The following is a 14,734-nucleotide window of genomic DNA, read 5'->3' as shown; positions in this document are numbered from 1 at the left end:
AGCCGCACACGAAGCTCGAAGAGGGAGGAGGATGAGCATGGACCGTGAGGAAGCCTGGAATCTCGTCCGCCGATGGACCGAGAGCGAATCGCTGCGCAAGCACATGCTCGCGGTGGAAGCCGCCATGCGCGCCTACGCCCGCAGGTTCGGCGAAGACGAGGAGAAGTGGGGCATAACCGGGCTTCTGCACGACCTGGACTACGAGAAGCACCCTACCCCGGAGGAACACCCCATGACGGGGGTACGCGAGCTGGAGCGGCTCGGCTACCCGCAGGACGTCATCGACGCGATAAAGGGGCACGCGACCTACCTGAACGTCCCGCGCGAGACGCTCATGGCGAAGACCCTGTACGCCGTGGACGAGCTCACCGGGTTCATCGTGGCCTGCGCCCTGGTGCGGCCGCAGGGCCTGGAGGGCCTCGGGGCAAAGAGCGTGCGAAAGAAGATGAAGCAGAAGTCCTTCGCGGCGAGCGTCAACCGCGAGGACATAGTCCGGGGAGCCGAGGAGCTCGGCGTCGACCTGAACGAACACATAGAGTTCGTCGCCTCCGCCCTGCGGGAGAGAAACGGCGAGCTGCACCTCGTCGCCTGAAGAGAGGGGCTTCTCCGGCACCTCTCTGCTAGGATACTGTTCCCCGGAAACGGAGGGGAGGAAGAGGACAGGATGAGGGTGATGGTCATCTTCGGGGGAAGGAGCGGGGAGCACGAGGTCTCCCTCGCCTCGGCCCGGGCCGTCATCGCGGGGCTCGAAGGCCGCCACGAGGTAGTGCCGGTCGGGATAACCCGCGAGGGGCGCTGGCTCCTCGGGGGGGACCCCATGCGGGAACTGGAGGAGAGACGCGCCGCGGACGGTGAGACCTCACGCGCGGACCTCCTCCCGGCGACATCCCCCGCTCAGCTCCCGGCCTCGCTGGAGGGTGATGTGGTCTTTCCCGTCCTGCACGGCCCTTACGGGGAGGACGGCAGGCTGCAGGGGCTGCTGGAGATGGCCGGCGTCCCGTACGTGGGCTCCGGGGTGCTCGCGAGCGCGGTGGCGATGGACAAGATCACGATGAAGAAGGTCTTCGCCTACCACGGGCTGCCGCAGGTGCGGTGGTTGGGGTTCTCCCGCGAGCGGTGGGCGCGGGACCGCGAGACGATAACCCGCGAGATCGAACGCTCCCTGGGCTACCCCTGCTTCGTCAAACCTTCGAACCTGGGATCGAGCGTCGGGATAAACAAAGCCCGTGATAGAGAGTCCCTGACCTCGGCGGTCGAAGAGGCCGCCTCCCTGGACCGCCGCATCATCGTCGAGGCCGCGGTGGACGCGCGAGAGGTGGAGGTCGCCGTGCTCGGCAACGAGAACCCCGACGTCTCGGTCCCCGGGGAGATCGTGGTCGCGAGCAACGACTTCTACGACTACGAGGCCAAGTACACCGAGGGCAAAAGCGAGCTGCACGTCCCCGCTCCGGTGGACGAGGGAATCAAAGAAGAGATAAGGCGTGTGGCCCGATCAGCCTTCGAAGCGCTGGACGCCGCCGGGATGGCCCGCGTGGACTTCTTCCTCGAGCGCGGCACGGAACGCCTGCTCATAAACGAGATAAACACGATCCCCGGCTTCACCCCCACCAGCGTCTACGCCCGGCTGTGGGCCGCGAGCGGCCTGCCGTACGAACGCCTGCTCGACCGTCTCATAGAACTCGCTCTCGACCGGCACGGCAGAGAGAGCGTGACCTCCACCTGAGCGAGGCATGTCCCGATCCTGGACGCCCGCCGTGTTGCAGGACGCCGCCGCACACGGTCTGCAGGGCGCTGGGGGACTCGCAGAGAGCCTGATCCAGTACCTGAAAAGCTCCGAGTTCGTCGGGAACGTGATCTCCGCAGTGGCGCTCATCGTGCTGGCCACCGCCTTCTACAAACTCGCCTCACGCCTCATCCCGAGGCTCTTCCGGCTGGGCCGCCCCCGGGAAGAAGGGGTCCTGGACGAGGCTGCGCTGGCGCGAATAAAGCATCAGGACACTGCCATCACGCTCGCGCGCCACATCCTGCGCTACAGCGTCTTCGGGACCGTCGCGCTCGTCATCCTGAGCATCTTCCTGCGCCAGACGCTGCCCGCGGTGGCCGGCGCATCGATCCTCGTGGCCATAATAGGGTTCAGCGCCCAGAGCTTCCTCAGGGACATAATCGCGGGGTTCTTCATCCTCTTCGAGGGGCAGTACGGCGTGGGCGACTTCGTCCGGCTCGAGCCGACGAAGGTCTCCGGCCTGGTCGAGGAGTTCGGGATCAGGACGACCAAGCTCAGAACCCCCTCGGGAGAGCTGGTGTTCGTCCCGAACGGCTCCATCACGGGCGTGACCAATTACGTCTCGGGGCAGCAGCGCTTCACCGTCGAGGTTCAGCTCAAGGACGATGGTGCGGCCACGCGGGTGTCGAGGTCGCTGGAGGAGTCCGCCAGCCTCTACGTCAGCCCTCCCCGGCTCATCAGCCGCGAGGACCGGGAGGGGATGGTCCGCCTGAGGATACGGGTCGGCGTGCTCCCCTCCACGGAATGGCTCGTCAGGGAGGGGCTGGTCGGCCGGATAAAGGCGGCAGCCGGGGAAGACGCCCTCCTCGCGGAGCCCCTGATCTACGACGTGGACAGCTCGAGCCTCGGTAGGATCAGAAGGCTCGTCCCCCGGGAGAAGGGAGGCTGACAACCTCCTATCACCCTCAGGAGGGACGCTCCCACCCCTTGTGCAGGTAGCCGTTCTTCTCGGCCCTGCGCTGGTTCTCGCGCTCTCGCTCGAGCCTCTCGGCCGCGCGCTCCAAGAGCACCTTCAGCCTCTCCAGCCGCTCTTTCTCGGTGGGAAGCTCCAGGATCTGCTGGCGAACCTCGGACTCGAAGTCTATGCGCCCGGCGATGGCGAAGGAGAGGTTCTGGTAGGGCGGCTCTATCTCTATCCCCACCGATCCCCCGGTGGCAGCCTTCACGACCCGTTCGAGTAGGGAGATGCACTCCCGGGCCAACCCCTCTATCTCTTCCCCATCCTCCGGCTCGTCCTCTATGTACTCGACCTCCCCGACGTAATAGGGCTTGCCGGTGAGGATGTTGTTGAGCCTGAAACGTCGTGAGCCCTCGACAAGGATGTTCATCCGCCCGTCCTCGAAGCGCTCCAGAACCTCGACGATCCGCGCGGTGCACCCGACCTCGCGAGTCCCGGACTCGTCGGAGAGCACCATCCCGAACTCTTTGTCCTCCTCCAGACACTCCCCGATCATCTGCTTGTATCGTTCCTCGAAGATGTGCAGCGGCAGCGGTGCCCCCGGCATGAGCACGACGTTGAGCGGGAAAAGAGGTATGTCCTCGGCCACCACGCACTCCTTTCCGGTCTCCTCGAACGGGATTCTAACCCACCCGCCGAGAAGCCGGGGCCGCTCGCCGCGGAAGGCGAGCGGCCCCGGTAAACCTCTCCTGACCGCTTACTCGTTCTTGCTGATCCAGTAGGTGAAGAGCAGGGCCCCGCTGAAGATGCACAGGATCAGGAAGAACCCTATGAACAGGTTCAGCGGGCCTCCGGTCAGAGGCTCGGTGGGCTTACTTGCCAGAAGAGCCAGGAACGGCGCTACCTCCATTGTTCTTCACCCCCTTCAACAGGCTGTCACCCGCCGGACAGGTCTTGGGCGTTATCTTCTGGTTGAGCGTGATGCAGCCGTTTATCAGGTAGCCGGGGTTGTTGTCCAGCCGGCGGGCCGACTCGCGCGCCGAGCCCATATCTATCATCGTCAGCACTATCGTGACCGCACACACCATCAGCATGTACTGGCTCCAGCGGCTCGCCCGACCCCAGTGGAACCCGGTCGCCGAGGCCTTCAGGTAGAGCCCCACCGCGACGAACCCGACGAGCATCAGCCCGATGAGGCCGATGAACTTCCACGGGTACATAGCCCCGAGCGGTATCTGCGAGTTGCCGAAGACGAGCCCGACCTGCGGCGCTATGTTGCCGGTGAACGGGATGACGTTCAAAATCGAGAACAGCGCCGTGAAGCCCAGGGCACCTATCGTGATCTTGCGCGTCGTCTCCATCGGCTTTATCGCGAAGCGCAGCTTGTGCACGAAGTACGCGACCGAAGAGATCCCCAGGATGGCGAGCAGGAGCATCAGCAAGTTGAAGTGCCAGGCCTCGTTGCCGAGCATCATCACGTCGAATGCCTTCGGGGAGGCCTCACGGATCGCTTTGAGGTACCCGTAGCCGATGACCGGCTGCAGCAGCATGAAGCCGAAGCCCCACAGAAGGCCCCAGTGACCCATCCAGTCGTAGTACTCCCTATCCTCCTGCTTGGTGCTCCTCAGGTAACGCCATCCGGCCCAGCCGGCGATCAAAAACCCGACGTAGGAGAAGTTCCCGACGAAGCGGTGCATGTTGAGCGGGATGAACGTCGGGTCGAGGTAGGTGCGGGCCACGTCCTGTATCGGGGCCTCAGACGGCGTGAGCATGTAGGAGGCGACCACGTCGATCATCGTCATCTGGACGAGCCCGACACCACCAGCCACCAAGCCGAAGACTATGTGTACCGTCTTGCGGTAGGCGAGCTTGTCCCAGGTGTTGTACCAGGCGTAGATGACGATGATGACCCCGAGGAACAGGAACGCCTCGAAGATGAACACCCAGAAGAAGATGTTCTGCAGGTAGGAGAAGAACACCGGGAAGAGCGTGATGAGCGCGAGCACGAACGCTATCGCGAGCGCCCCCCCGGAGGCGAACAACAGCACGATGAACCGGGCCAGGTTTCGGGCGAAGCGCTCGTAGCGCTTCTGCTTGGTGATCATACCCAGGTACTCGGCGGTGGGTGCGATGAGCGCCGACCCGAGGATGAACGTCGCTATCAGCACATGCGTCTGAACCAGCGTCGCGATGACGACGTTCTTACCGATTACAGGTACGTTGAGGTCACCTATCGGCATCTATCAACCTCCTGCCCCGGGGAAGTTCATCACCCGGCTGATTCCGAGGAGCATGTTCAAAATTATCGTCGCGATTATGAGGAACCCGACCACTATAGCGAAGGGTCGCTTGGTCAGGCTGTAGCTGGGCGTGCGGTCGAGCCAGGGCAGCGCGAAGAGCAGGATGATGAACAACAGCGGCACGATGACCGCCCCGAAGGAGATGAGAGCGTAGCCGGGGAAGAACATCAACATCTGCTCGTAGAAGAAGAAGAACCACTCCGGCCGCGGCACGTAGGTGTGCGTCGCCAGGTTCGCCGGGTGCGTCAACGGCGCCGGCGAGACATAGGAAAGCACGCAGATGGCGATGAGCAGCACCGTCGAAACGTACCCGTCCCTGAGCACCTGTCCGGGGAAGAACGCCATCGTCTCGTCCGGACGGTCGTAGACGTTCTCCTCGGTTATTACTTCTTCCTCTACGGGCCTGGATCTTCCTGGCGCTACTTCCATGGCCTAAAACCCTCTCTTCTCGGCTTCCGACCCGATTTTCCCGCCATTATGCGGGAGAAACCCGTTCCGCAAAGTAAGAACTCTCACTCCTCTTCCTCCTCATCGAGCTCGTAGCGGCTGTACTCCTCGGCCTGCCGGTTCTCACGCAGCTTGGCCAGCCGGTTGGTGTACTCGAACTCGGCGCCGAACTCGCCGTGACGCCGCAGGAGGAAGAGGTGTATCCCGATGAAGGGGGCCAAAAGCGCCGGCAAGAGCCACACATGGATGGCGAAGAACCTGGAGAGGGTCGCCGGCCCGACCACGTCCCCGCCGAGGAGGAAGTGGATCACCCACGGCCCGATGAAGGGCGTGTAGGAGCCGATCTTCATCCCGACGACCGACGCCCAGAAGCCGTCCTGGTCCCACCTGAGGAGATACCCGGTGAACGCCAGCCCGACGGTCAGCAGCAGAAGGACCACGCCGACCACCCAGTTCATCTCCCGCGGTGCCTTGTAGGAGCCGGAGAAGAACGTGCGTGCCATGTGCAGCCCGATGACCGCCATCAGGAAGTTCGCCGACCAGTAGTGGATCCCCCGGATGAGCTTCCCGAAGTAGACGTCGTGCATTATGTAGTAGATCGAGTTCCACGCGTGGTCCGTGGTGGGCACGTAGTAGAACAGAAGCAGGATCCCGGTGAGGAACTGCAGCGTTATCAGAAAGAGGGTCGCGCTCCCCAGGGTGTAGAGCCACGCTCCCCTCTTCGGGACCGGTTCGTAGAGGAAATGCTCCAGCAACGTGACGATGCCGGTGCGATCCTCCATCCAGTCCACCAGCGACCTCCCGAGCTCGGAGGTCTGGGTTCTTATCCTGCCCATCGAAGCTCCTCCCGGTTCCTCTCTAGGCCACGAACGGACGCTGGAAGCCGTTCTTGCCGCCGACGTTCACGTACTTGTGCCTGACGTAGAGAGCCCCATCCTCTCCCACCTTGTGCTCCATGTGGTAGAGCCCCCGGGGCGGCGGGCCCCCCACCCAGTTGCCGTTTATGTCGTAGAGCCCTCCGTGGCAGGGACAGAGGAAGAGCTGCTGGTTGTCCACCCAGCGCACCGGGCACCCCAGGTGCGCGCAGGAGTTGCTCATGACGTTGAGCTTCTGCTCGGCCTCTTTTATCTGCGCCTGCGAGAGGGGCTTCTTCAGCCCCTTGAGGACGAACTGTGGCGGCTGGCTCTTGCCTATCTTGTCCGGCCCCACACCCGTGGGCACGTTCTTGATTATCGGGGCCTTCCACGAGACGTAGATGGCGTTCTCCACGACCCACTTGGTGTCGCCGACCCCGCTCTCCTTCTGGATCTTCTCGCTGCCGTAGATCTGGGAGATCGGGAAGGATACCCTGTAGAGCTTCGGTGTCGTGTCGTGGGGGATCTCCTCGATCGACCCCAGCTTGACCCATTTCTGCGAGACGTTCGTCTTCCCCTCGAAGTCTGCCTGTATGACGGGCTGGAGCAGATAAGCCGCTGGGGGTATCGTGAGTACGGCTCCCATGACCACCCCCATCGCCCCAAACCCCAGGAAGTCGCTGCGGGTGATGGGATCTTTCTGTAGCTCTGCCAACCTCTGCCGTCCTTTCTCCGGAAACTCCTCCTGCGCAGGCCAAGCTACTTGCCGAAGTTCGTCGGCGGCGGGCTCTCGTTCACCGTATACCCCGGCTGATTATATACCGTGTACGGATATCGTGAGTTGGACTTCATGAGCCCCATGCTCAGGGCCGTGGTCGCGGCGATGACCCCGAGCGCCATGATCGTGACCCGGTACCAGGCGCTGGGGCTACCGTAGCGGAAACGCAGCCTCCCGCGCACGTAGGCGACGAGCGTCCCGAAGGTGGCCACGGCCATCACCGCCATCGCGATGTAGCGTACCCAGAAGACCGGGAACATCGCGGGCGGGGCGATCGAGTAGAGGCCCGCTATCGTGGCGACGAGCCCGAACGCCCTTATGGCCACCTGCCCTCCCCGGTCGGGATGCCGTACGGCACCGAGATACATTCCAAGGTTGGAGAGCACGAAGAGCGCGACGACCAGGATGAGGTTGAAGTACAGCAGGTGCGAGGTGAAGCTGCCCGCCTGCGGCCCCTCCCCCATCAGACGGTCGAAGGAGCCCGGGTACTGGGGGTTCGCCGGGTTGGCCGGCTGCGCCTGCTTCATGGCGTAGGCGAGCCCGAAGCCCACGAACGGCTGCAGCAGCAAAAAGCCCACCCCCCACGTCAGGCCGAGCGAGGAGGCCCAGTCGTAGAAGGCCTTGTCCTCGGCGCTCTTCGAGCGCATGTACCGAAATGCCGCCCACGCGGCGAGGGCGAAGGCGGGCCAGGAGAGGTTCGCGACGGTGCGGTGCAGGACCATCTCCGTGAGCATCGGGTTGAAGATACCTTTGAAAGCCGAACCTACGCTCGCGATGTTGCCGCTCGTGAGCTTGCCGTTCGGCCCACCCCCGTCGACCATGAAAGTGTCCACCCCGCTCAGGATGACCATCCACACCCAGATGGCGAACCCGGAGAGGAACCCGATCGCGATGTGCCGTCTCTTGTTCAGGACGCTGTAGCGGTCCCACTTGTAGTAGTAGGAGTACATGGACCACAGCGCGGCGATCATCGAGATCATCGCGATCACCGGGAAGAAGTAGAAGAAGTGCGTGAAGAGCGAGGCCGTAACCTGTGGGTAGAAACCCACGAGGAGCACCAGGAAGAGCACCGCGAAGGTCGCTCCCGTGCTGAACGTGAGCACGTTGAAGCGGATCATCGAGTGCGCGAGCTTGTCCATCCTGGCGCTGCCGGTCCGTGCCCCCCACGCCTGCAGAACCGGCGAGGCTATCGCAAACCCGACGAACAGCTCCGCGAAGAATATATGTATGAGGATCACGATGGCCGTAAAGGCCCGGGGAGAGAAATGTATCCCCGACTTCAGGTCCACCTGAGCGAGCGTAGCGTGCAAACCCGAGAAGATCACCTCACCCACAGGATCAACCCTTCCTCTCTAGACGCTCCCGGAGCGGTCCGCAACAGATTCACTTCGCAGGCGCCGCTCTCCCGCCCGCCGCATCACGGCCTGCGGTATGGCCCTCGGCTCGAGCCTGCGGTCCACTATGTAGTACGTGGCGCCCGCCGACTGAAGCGCTTCCCTTATCGGCCGGATAAGACGCCTCTCCTTGGTGCTGGCGAAGATGAGAACCTTCCCCATCTCGAACTGCTCACCCCAGATGTCCGCCTCCTCACGCGGGGGCTCCATGTCGGTGAGGATGGGAGCGATGCCCACCCGCAACGAGGAGGACGCAAGAAGGATCGCGGCGATGGCGATGAAGAAGACCAGCGCCGGCACTCCCACGGGAGGGGTTATGAGAGCGAAGAAGATGCCCACGAGCACGAACACTATGGAGAATCCTATCGGAACCTCCAGCCCCCGCCGGTCGTCGGGGACCACGATGTAGCGGGTGCCAGCAGGGAAGGGCTCGGGTTCGTCGATGTCCTTGCGCTTGAGGATCACGGTGAGGTCGTCGTTCCTCACGCCGAGATCCCTTATCTCCTTGATGGCCCGGTTGAGCGGCTCCCCGTCGTCTATGACGCCCACGACCGTGTACTCGGGTTCGGGCTTCGGTGACTCCTGCCCTTTCTCCAAGCTCACACCTCCACGTTCCAGCCCCGCTTGTAGCGCGATTCTAGCGGAACCAGCTTACCATTGCTCGCCCCCCGCAAACCACCCCCCTCGAACACCCGGGAAGTAATTTTTTCACACGCTTCCCCGTCTCCTCTCTGCACCCCGCCGAACCGGGGGCCGGCTTCGGTTAGAATGTGGGAGATGGAGACTCACAGGAGCGACACCGGGCGGGACACCCCGGACCATTACGGCCGGGAGGGATACGGCAAGCGGGGCCTCTGGCCCTGGATGAAGCGTAACTATTCGCTGCTCTCGAGGCTCTTCTTCGTGCTCGTGCTCACGCTCTCCGCCTCGCTCGTCGTCTCCAACTTCATCTACGGCCTGCAGAAGGAGCCCAAGGTGCTGACGGCCGGTGAGCTGCGTTCGGGGCACCTGCCGCAGAACGTGCACCCGGGCGACTACGTGGAGGTCCGGGGCACGCCGGACTACGGCAAAGACTTCAAGACCTACGGCAGCCCGGCCTCGAAGATAGCGGTCTCCTCTCGCTACGAGGTCTCTTACTTCTACTTCAGGCTCAAGGAGACGGGCGACCACCTACTGATCCAGACGAGCAAGGGAGCGCCGGGGACGATCGCTCAGGGTGCCCCGAACGTCAACGAGCGTGGGAAGCGGGTCTGGAAGGGCAAGCTCTCTACGGTGGGCAGCGTCATCTTCCCGAGCACGACCCAGGCCGCTCTACAGCAGGCACACCTGCCGCGCGACCGCAGCATACCGGTGGTGGAGACCGGCGAGACGCCCGGCTACTATCGCCGGATCTTCCCGACCTACTCCATCATCTTCGCCGTCTGGGCGTTGTCCGTGATCTGGCTGCTCTGGCGCCGCAACACCCCGCTCGTCAAGCACTGAACTCCGGTTTCCGCGGACGACGATGGGGGTAGAGTAAGACTACGTTCGCGCGACCAGCCATGGAGAGGCCAAAGATTCCTTTCCCGGCTGGTTCGGAGCGCGAACCGGAGACGCTTTCGGAAAGGAGCCCGTCAGTGAGCGAACAGCAAACCCCCGCAGCAGGCCGAATCCCCGAACAGGGAGCGCCCCACGAGGCGCGTCCGAGCCCGCTACAGACCGAACGCGGCGGCACGAGCATATCCGAGACCGTGGTGGCCAAGGTGGCCGGCATCGCGGCGCAGGAGGTGGACGGCATCAGGATGGGCGGCGCGACCTCCCAGGCGATGGGAGGCTTCATCGGGAGCCTCACCGGCGGCGGTCAGACGCAGGGGGTCTCGGTCGAGGTGGGACAGGAAGAGGCCGCGATAGACCTCGTGATGTCCACCGAGTACGGGCGGTCGATCCCGCAGCTCACCGAGGCCGTCCGCCGCAACGTCATAAACCGCATCGAGAACCTCGTGGGCCTCAGGGTCACGGAGGTGAACATAACCGTGAGCAACATCTTCTTCCCACAGGAAGCGTCAGGAGAGAAGAGCCAGCGGCAGGATACATAGAGGCTTTCTCCGTTCCGGTCGGGTCATCCCACGCTTTTGCGGTACTCCTCCATGTCGCTGACCTGATCGGACACCCAGTCCTCGATGGTATTTTTCTCGACGGCCCGCCTCAGGAAACGGGCCCTCTCGCGCCGCTCGTCTTCGGGCATGGTCAGAGCGCGGTAGATGGCTTCGGCCTGCTCGTCGAGATCGAAGGGGTTGACGCTGATGGCGTACTCGCCGAGCTCTTCGTGCGCTCCGGCGGTCTCCGAGAGGATGAGGGTACCGTCCGTCTCGTTCGCCACGGCCGCCTCCTTGGCGACCAGGTTCATCCCGTCGCGCACGGCGTTGACGAAGAGCACGTCGTAGTTCTTGTAGGCCGCCACAGAGCGGGGGAAGTTGTCCTGCATGGAGAGCTCTATGGGGCGCCAACCTCCGCCACCCCATCTCCGGTTGACCTCCTCCGCCGCCTCTTCTATGGCCCTGGCGTAGGCCGCGTATTCCGGCACCCCACCGCGGGAGGGCTGGAGCTGGGCGAGGAAGGTGACTTCCCCCCGCATCTCGGGATGTCGCTCCAGCATGCGCCCGTAGGCCAGAAATCCGCGCACGATGTTCTTCGACAAATCCATTCTGTCGACCCGCAGAACGAGCCTGCCGGGCAGCCTCTTCACGAACTCCTCCTGCTCGAGGACGGCCTCGCTGCGCGAGAGCTCCTCGAACTCCGCCGGGTCTATGGAGATAGGATAGTGTCGCACCCACACGCGTCTGTCCTCATGGAGCACCATACTCTCGTCCCGGTCCACCCTGGCGCCGAGCACGTCTGCGACCGTATCCAGGAAGTTGCGGGCGTAGCGCGCGGTGTGGAAGGCCAGAACGTTCGTCTGCAGCAGGCTCTCCAGAATCCCCTCTCTCATGTAGCGGGGAAGTACGCGCCACTCCTCGGGCCCGGGCCACGGGATGTGCACGAAGAGGGAGACGAAACCATCTTCGCCGAGGCGTTCGCGCAGGAAGAGAGGGGTCATGTAAAGCTGGTAGTCGTGCAGCAGCACGGCGTCGGCCTTCTCGCGGCGCGCGAGCTCGGCGGCGGCTTCGGCGAAGTTACGGTTCACCGCCAGGTACCCCTCCTCCCAGGCGGCTCTGGTCCCCTCCCCGAGCCGGGGATGGTAGGGGAGATCGTAGAGCCCATGCTGCACGAACCAGAGCAACGGGTTGGCTATCCGGTTGTACATCATGTCGTAAGCGCCCTCGTCGTGCTCGACGAGCCTCACCCGCAGCTCCTCGACCTCGAGTACCTCTCCCCGGCGGGCCACCTCGACGTCCTCCGGGGTCGTGGCCGAGGCGAGCCAGACGGAGCCCTCGCTGCGACGCGCCACGGCGGTGAGGGCGGTCACCAGCCCCCCCGCTCCTCTGCTATACGTCCTCTTGCCTGACTCGTCGCGGGAGAACGTGAATGGCCCCCTGTTGGACACTATGACGAAACGACCGCCGGGCATCTCACCCCCTCGAAAGCGCTGCCGGGACTCCCTCTTCTCTACACCCCCAGTAGTTTAGCGAAGAGCCGGAGATCGTCGCGCAGCAGACGCGGTATCAGGAAGTTCGCCCGCACGTGCTCCTTGCCCCTCCGGCCCATCGTGTAGGCGAACTCCGGGTCCCGCAACAGCTTGACGCAGGCGGCGGCGGCCTCCGGCACGGTGTCTATGAGGATGCCCCCTCCCCCTTCGAGCTGCATCGGGATCCCCCCGACCCGGCTCGCGACCACCGGCCTTCCCTTCCAGAGCGCCTCGGTGACGACCAGGCCGAACCCCTCCCGGATGGATTTCTGGATCACGACGTCGGCCAGCGACTGGAAGGCGTTCACCTCGATGGCCCCGACGTTGGTGAGGTTGGAGAAGAGGAAGATGTCCTCGTCTCCGGCGGCGTAGCTCGTCGTCTTGTACCAGTACTCCCACCCCTCGGGGTCGTCGTGAGCCATCGAACCGACCAGAACGAGCTGTATCTCCGGGATCTCCTCCTTGACCAGCCGGTAGACGTCTATGACGCCCAGAGGGTCCTTCCAGGGATCGAAGCGCGAGACCTGGAGCAGGAACGGCCTCTCGGCATCCACCCCGAACTGACTGACGATGTAGCTCGCGTCGTCGGCCGAGAGCGCCATGTTCTTGGGGGAGAGCGGGTCTATGGCCGGTGGCACGATCGCGAGGTTCGGCAGCTCGAGGTCCGGCGGGGTGTAATCCCGCATCGTGTAGACCTGCGCGTCGTAATCCTTTATGTAGGGCGAGAGGTAATCGAGCACGGCCCGGTTGGGCGTGGAGGAGTCTATGTGGCAGCGCCAGATCCAGCGAGTCCGCTCGGAGAGTCCCTGCGAGAAGTGCCTTATGAGGAGGGGCTGCGGGTCGTGCACGAAGATTATGTCCCACTCCTCCCCGGCCTCCACCAGCGCCCGCGCCGACTGCCGGTTGTATTCCTCGTATATCGCCCTATCCTCGACGGAGAGCTCGTAGTCGGCCCCCTGCAGAGCGTTGTGGAAGCCCTTCGTGACGTTGAAGAAGGGCTCGGCCCCAAACATCACTCCCCACTCTACCTCGAGCCCCGCGTCGCGGGTGAGCGGGACGAGGGTGTAGAGGATCTCCGCGACCCCGCCGCCGAAGCTGGTCGCGTTGATGTGCAGCACGCGCCGGCCCTTGAGCCGCAGGCGGAGCTCTTGTATCTCCTCGTAGAGCTCGCGGCGGACTATGCTGCGGTAGTCCGCGAGCGCCTTGTTCCCGGGGTTTACGCGCTGCAGCACCGTACCCTCTCAGCGACGGAAGATGGCAACCGACTCACGCAGCGTAGTTTATTGTTCCCTGCGCAATAAGCAAGTAGCGCGGGGTAAACTAGCGGTCCCTCTTGCCACCCTCCTCCTGCAGGCGTCGGATCATCTTCAGCCGCGTCCCTTCGGGGGTGGAGTTGAGGATCACCTCGTCGACGAGCCCGCGGATGACCGCCAGCCCGAACCCTCCCTCGCCATCCGGAGAACGCGTGAGATCCTCGACGTCGAACCCTCCCCCCTCGTCCATGACCGTAATCTCGACGAACCCCGGACGGGCGAAATACTCTATCTCGAAAGAGTCGACCGAAGCGTGCCTGATGACGTTGGTCGCCGCCTCGGTGACGGCCAGCTTGAGATCGTAGACGTCCTCGGGGCCGAAGCCGGCGAGCTGACCGATCCGCGCAACGACCAGCCGGGCGAGCAGGATATATTCCGGGTGACTCGGAAGCTTGAGCGAGACGGGCTCAGAGAATCCCCTCCCGGCCCTGCTCTCGGACTTCGTGGTCTCCCGGTTCATCTGTTCCTCTGGCCTCCGACCATCTCCATCATCGTGACGGGCTTCCCCGCGAAAGCTCTGTAAAATCCATGTCTACGAGCGTATCTTTACCCATCTGGTGCCCGCAGTTAACCAGGCCGAAGGAAAATCTCCTCCCCGAGGAACCCATCTTCCTCGAAAAGGCGGAAGCCCAAGGGGGGAGGAGGGGCCCCTCCTCCCCCCGGAAATCCTCCTACGTCCTCAGATGAGGTGCCGGTACCCTATCGTGTACTGCGGGTAGATGGGATCGTAGCGCACGACCGTCCCTGGATAGGGGGCGTCGATCATCTGCCCTCCACCGACCACTATGCCGACGTGGGTTATGGAGCTCCCCCCGTCGAAGTTCATGAAGACGAGATCCCCGGGAGAGGGACTCGAGACCGCGGTTCCGTAGGAGTACTGCGCGGCGGCGGAGTGGGGCAGGTAGATGCCGAAGTGGGCGTAGACCTCCATCGTCAGCCCCGAGCAATCGACGCCCTGCCGCGAGGCACCTCCCCACACGTAAGGAACCCCGAGCCACGTCTTGGCCTCCTCGACCACCGCATACCCGGAGGCTGAGCCGCCCTGCCCGCTGGCCGGAGACGAGGAGTAGGGATCAGAAGGCTGCGAGGGCCCGGAGGACGCGCCGCTGCTCTGCTGCGCCCCGCCGGACGGGGTGGCAGCGGCGCCGCTCGCCGCGGAGGAAGATGCTCCGGACGACCCGCCGGTCCTGGAGGAGTCCGGGCTGGGACTCGCGGCAGGGGATCGCCCGGTCCCCCCCGTCCCCGAAGCCGGGTCCGTCCCGGACGCTCCGGCGCTCGCCACGCTGGAGTAAGACGAAGGGGACGAGGCGACGGGGGATGTGCTCTGGCCGGTGGATGCGGCCTCACTCGCGGCGGCCTCCTC

17 protein-coding genes are annotated in these 14,734 nt (G+C 64.1%); 5 read left to right on the top strand and 12 right to left on the bottom strand.

From position 1 onward, the window contains the following. Positions 1-37 precede the first annotated feature (37 nt). The 3 genes from AC6EKW_RS10245 (at position 38) to AC6EKW_RS10235 (ending at position 2,672) form a co-directional block, all read left to right on the top strand. Entirely contained in the window at positions 38-592 is a 555-nt protein-coding gene (locus tag AC6EKW_RS10245) for an HDIG domain-containing metalloprotein (protein WP_420542005.1), read from the top strand. A 72-nt stretch (positions 593-664) separates the two neighbouring features. Continuing rightward, positions 665-1,723, top strand: a complete 1,059-nt coding sequence (locus tag AC6EKW_RS10240; RefSeq protein ID WP_498514318.1) for a D-alanine--D-alanine ligase family protein — start codon at positions 665-667, stop codon at positions 1,721-1,723. Between the two features lie 7 nt (positions 1,724-1,730). Continuing rightward, positions 1,731-2,672, top strand: a complete 942-nt coding sequence (locus AC6EKW_RS10235) for a mechanosensitive ion channel family protein (RefSeq protein ID WP_498514317.1) — start codon at positions 1,731-1,733, stop codon at positions 2,670-2,672. Positions 2,673-2,688: 16 nt separating this feature from the next. Here the strand turns inward: AC6EKW_RS10235 and AC6EKW_RS10230 are convergent, their stop codons facing one another. From AC6EKW_RS10230 to AC6EKW_RS10195, 8 genes are all read right to left on the bottom strand, one after another. After that, on the bottom strand, positions 2,689-3,330 hold the full coding sequence (locus AC6EKW_RS10230; RefSeq protein WP_273886540.1) for an LON peptidase substrate-binding domain-containing protein: 642 nt from the start codon (positions 3,328-3,330) through the stop codon (positions 2,689-2,691). 108 nt (positions 3,331-3,438) lie between these two features. After that, positions 3,439-3,591: a hypothetical protein gene (locus tag AC6EKW_RS10225; protein WP_273886539.1), complete on the bottom strand. Its 153-nt coding sequence runs from the start codon at positions 3,589-3,591 to the stop codon at positions 3,439-3,441. Further along, on the bottom strand, positions 3,554-4,921 hold the full coding sequence (locus tag AC6EKW_RS10220; RefSeq protein WP_498514316.1) for a cytochrome ubiquinol oxidase subunit I: 1,368 nt from the start codon (positions 4,919-4,921) through the stop codon (positions 3,554-3,556). The genes AC6EKW_RS10225 and AC6EKW_RS10220 overlap by 38 nt, the downstream gene beginning before the upstream one ends. 3 nt (positions 4,922-4,924) lie before the next feature. After that, the gene (locus AC6EKW_RS10215) at positions 4,925-5,410 is read right to left on the bottom strand and encodes a cytochrome b family protein (protein ID WP_273886536.1); all 486 of its coding nucleotides are present in this window, start codon (positions 5,408-5,410) and stop codon (positions 4,925-4,927) included. Between the two features lie 83 nt (positions 5,411-5,493). Then, entirely contained in the window at positions 5,494-6,264 is a 771-nt protein-coding gene (locus AC6EKW_RS10210) for a cytochrome b (RefSeq protein WP_273886535.1), read from the bottom strand. 22 nt (positions 6,265-6,286) lie between these two features. Next, the gene (locus AC6EKW_RS10205; protein ID WP_273886534.1) at positions 6,287-6,997 is read right to left on the bottom strand and encodes a QcrA and Rieske domain-containing protein; all 711 of its coding nucleotides are present in this window, start codon (positions 6,995-6,997) and stop codon (positions 6,287-6,289) included. 44 nt (positions 6,998-7,041) lie between these two features. Then, the gene (locus AC6EKW_RS10200; RefSeq protein ID WP_273886533.1) at positions 7,042-8,394 is read right to left on the bottom strand and encodes a cytochrome ubiquinol oxidase subunit I; all 1,353 of its coding nucleotides are present in this window, start codon (positions 8,392-8,394) and stop codon (positions 7,042-7,044) included. Between the two features lie 18 nt (positions 8,395-8,412). Beyond that, a complete protein-coding gene (locus AC6EKW_RS10195; RefSeq protein ID WP_420541996.1) occupies positions 8,413-9,051 on the bottom strand; it encodes a hypothetical protein in 639 nt (212 codons plus the stop codon). Between the two features lie 180 nt (positions 9,052-9,231). Between AC6EKW_RS10195 and AC6EKW_RS10190 the strand changes: the two genes are divergently transcribed. Then, positions 9,232-9,936, top strand: a complete 705-nt coding sequence (locus AC6EKW_RS10190; RefSeq protein WP_498514315.1) for a hypothetical protein — start codon at positions 9,232-9,234, stop codon at positions 9,934-9,936. Positions 9,937-10,070: 134 nt separating this feature from the next. Beyond that, on the top strand, positions 10,071-10,529 hold the full coding sequence (locus tag AC6EKW_RS10185) for an Asp23/Gls24 family envelope stress response protein (RefSeq protein ID WP_273886529.1): 459 nt from the start codon (positions 10,071-10,073) through the stop codon (positions 10,527-10,529). A 23-nt stretch (positions 10,530-10,552) separates the two neighbouring features. On the opposite strand, the gene AC6EKW_RS10180 is transcribed toward AC6EKW_RS10185, so the two are convergent. The 4 genes from AC6EKW_RS10180 to AC6EKW_RS10165 form a co-directional block, all read right to left on the bottom strand. Further along, entirely contained in the window at positions 10,553-12,001 is a 1,449-nt protein-coding gene (locus AC6EKW_RS10180; RefSeq protein WP_498514314.1) for an alpha,alpha-trehalose-phosphate synthase (UDP-forming), read from the bottom strand. A 38-nt stretch (positions 12,002-12,039) separates the two neighbouring features. Next, the gene (locus AC6EKW_RS10175; RefSeq protein WP_498514313.1) at positions 12,040-13,290 is read right to left on the bottom strand and encodes a glycosyltransferase; all 1,251 of its coding nucleotides are present in this window, start codon (positions 13,288-13,290) and stop codon (positions 12,040-12,042) included. A gap of 88 nt (positions 13,291-13,378) precedes the next feature. Beyond that, positions 13,379-13,831 carry an ATP-binding protein gene (locus tag AC6EKW_RS10170; protein ID WP_498514312.1) on the bottom strand — a complete coding sequence of 151 codons (453 nt, stop codon included), beginning with the start codon at positions 13,829-13,831 and terminating at the stop codon, positions 13,379-13,381. Between the two features lie 219 nt (positions 13,832-14,050). Next, a partial coding sequence (locus tag AC6EKW_RS10165; RefSeq protein WP_498514311.1) for a C40 family peptidase occupies positions 14,051-14,734 on the bottom strand: 684 nt, incomplete at its 5' end.

The sequence above is a fragment of the Rubrobacter sp. M3-4 genome (assembly GCF_059772285.1).
Note: the sequence above shows the minus strand (reverse complement) of the source record. Positions and strands in the feature narration are given on the sequence as shown.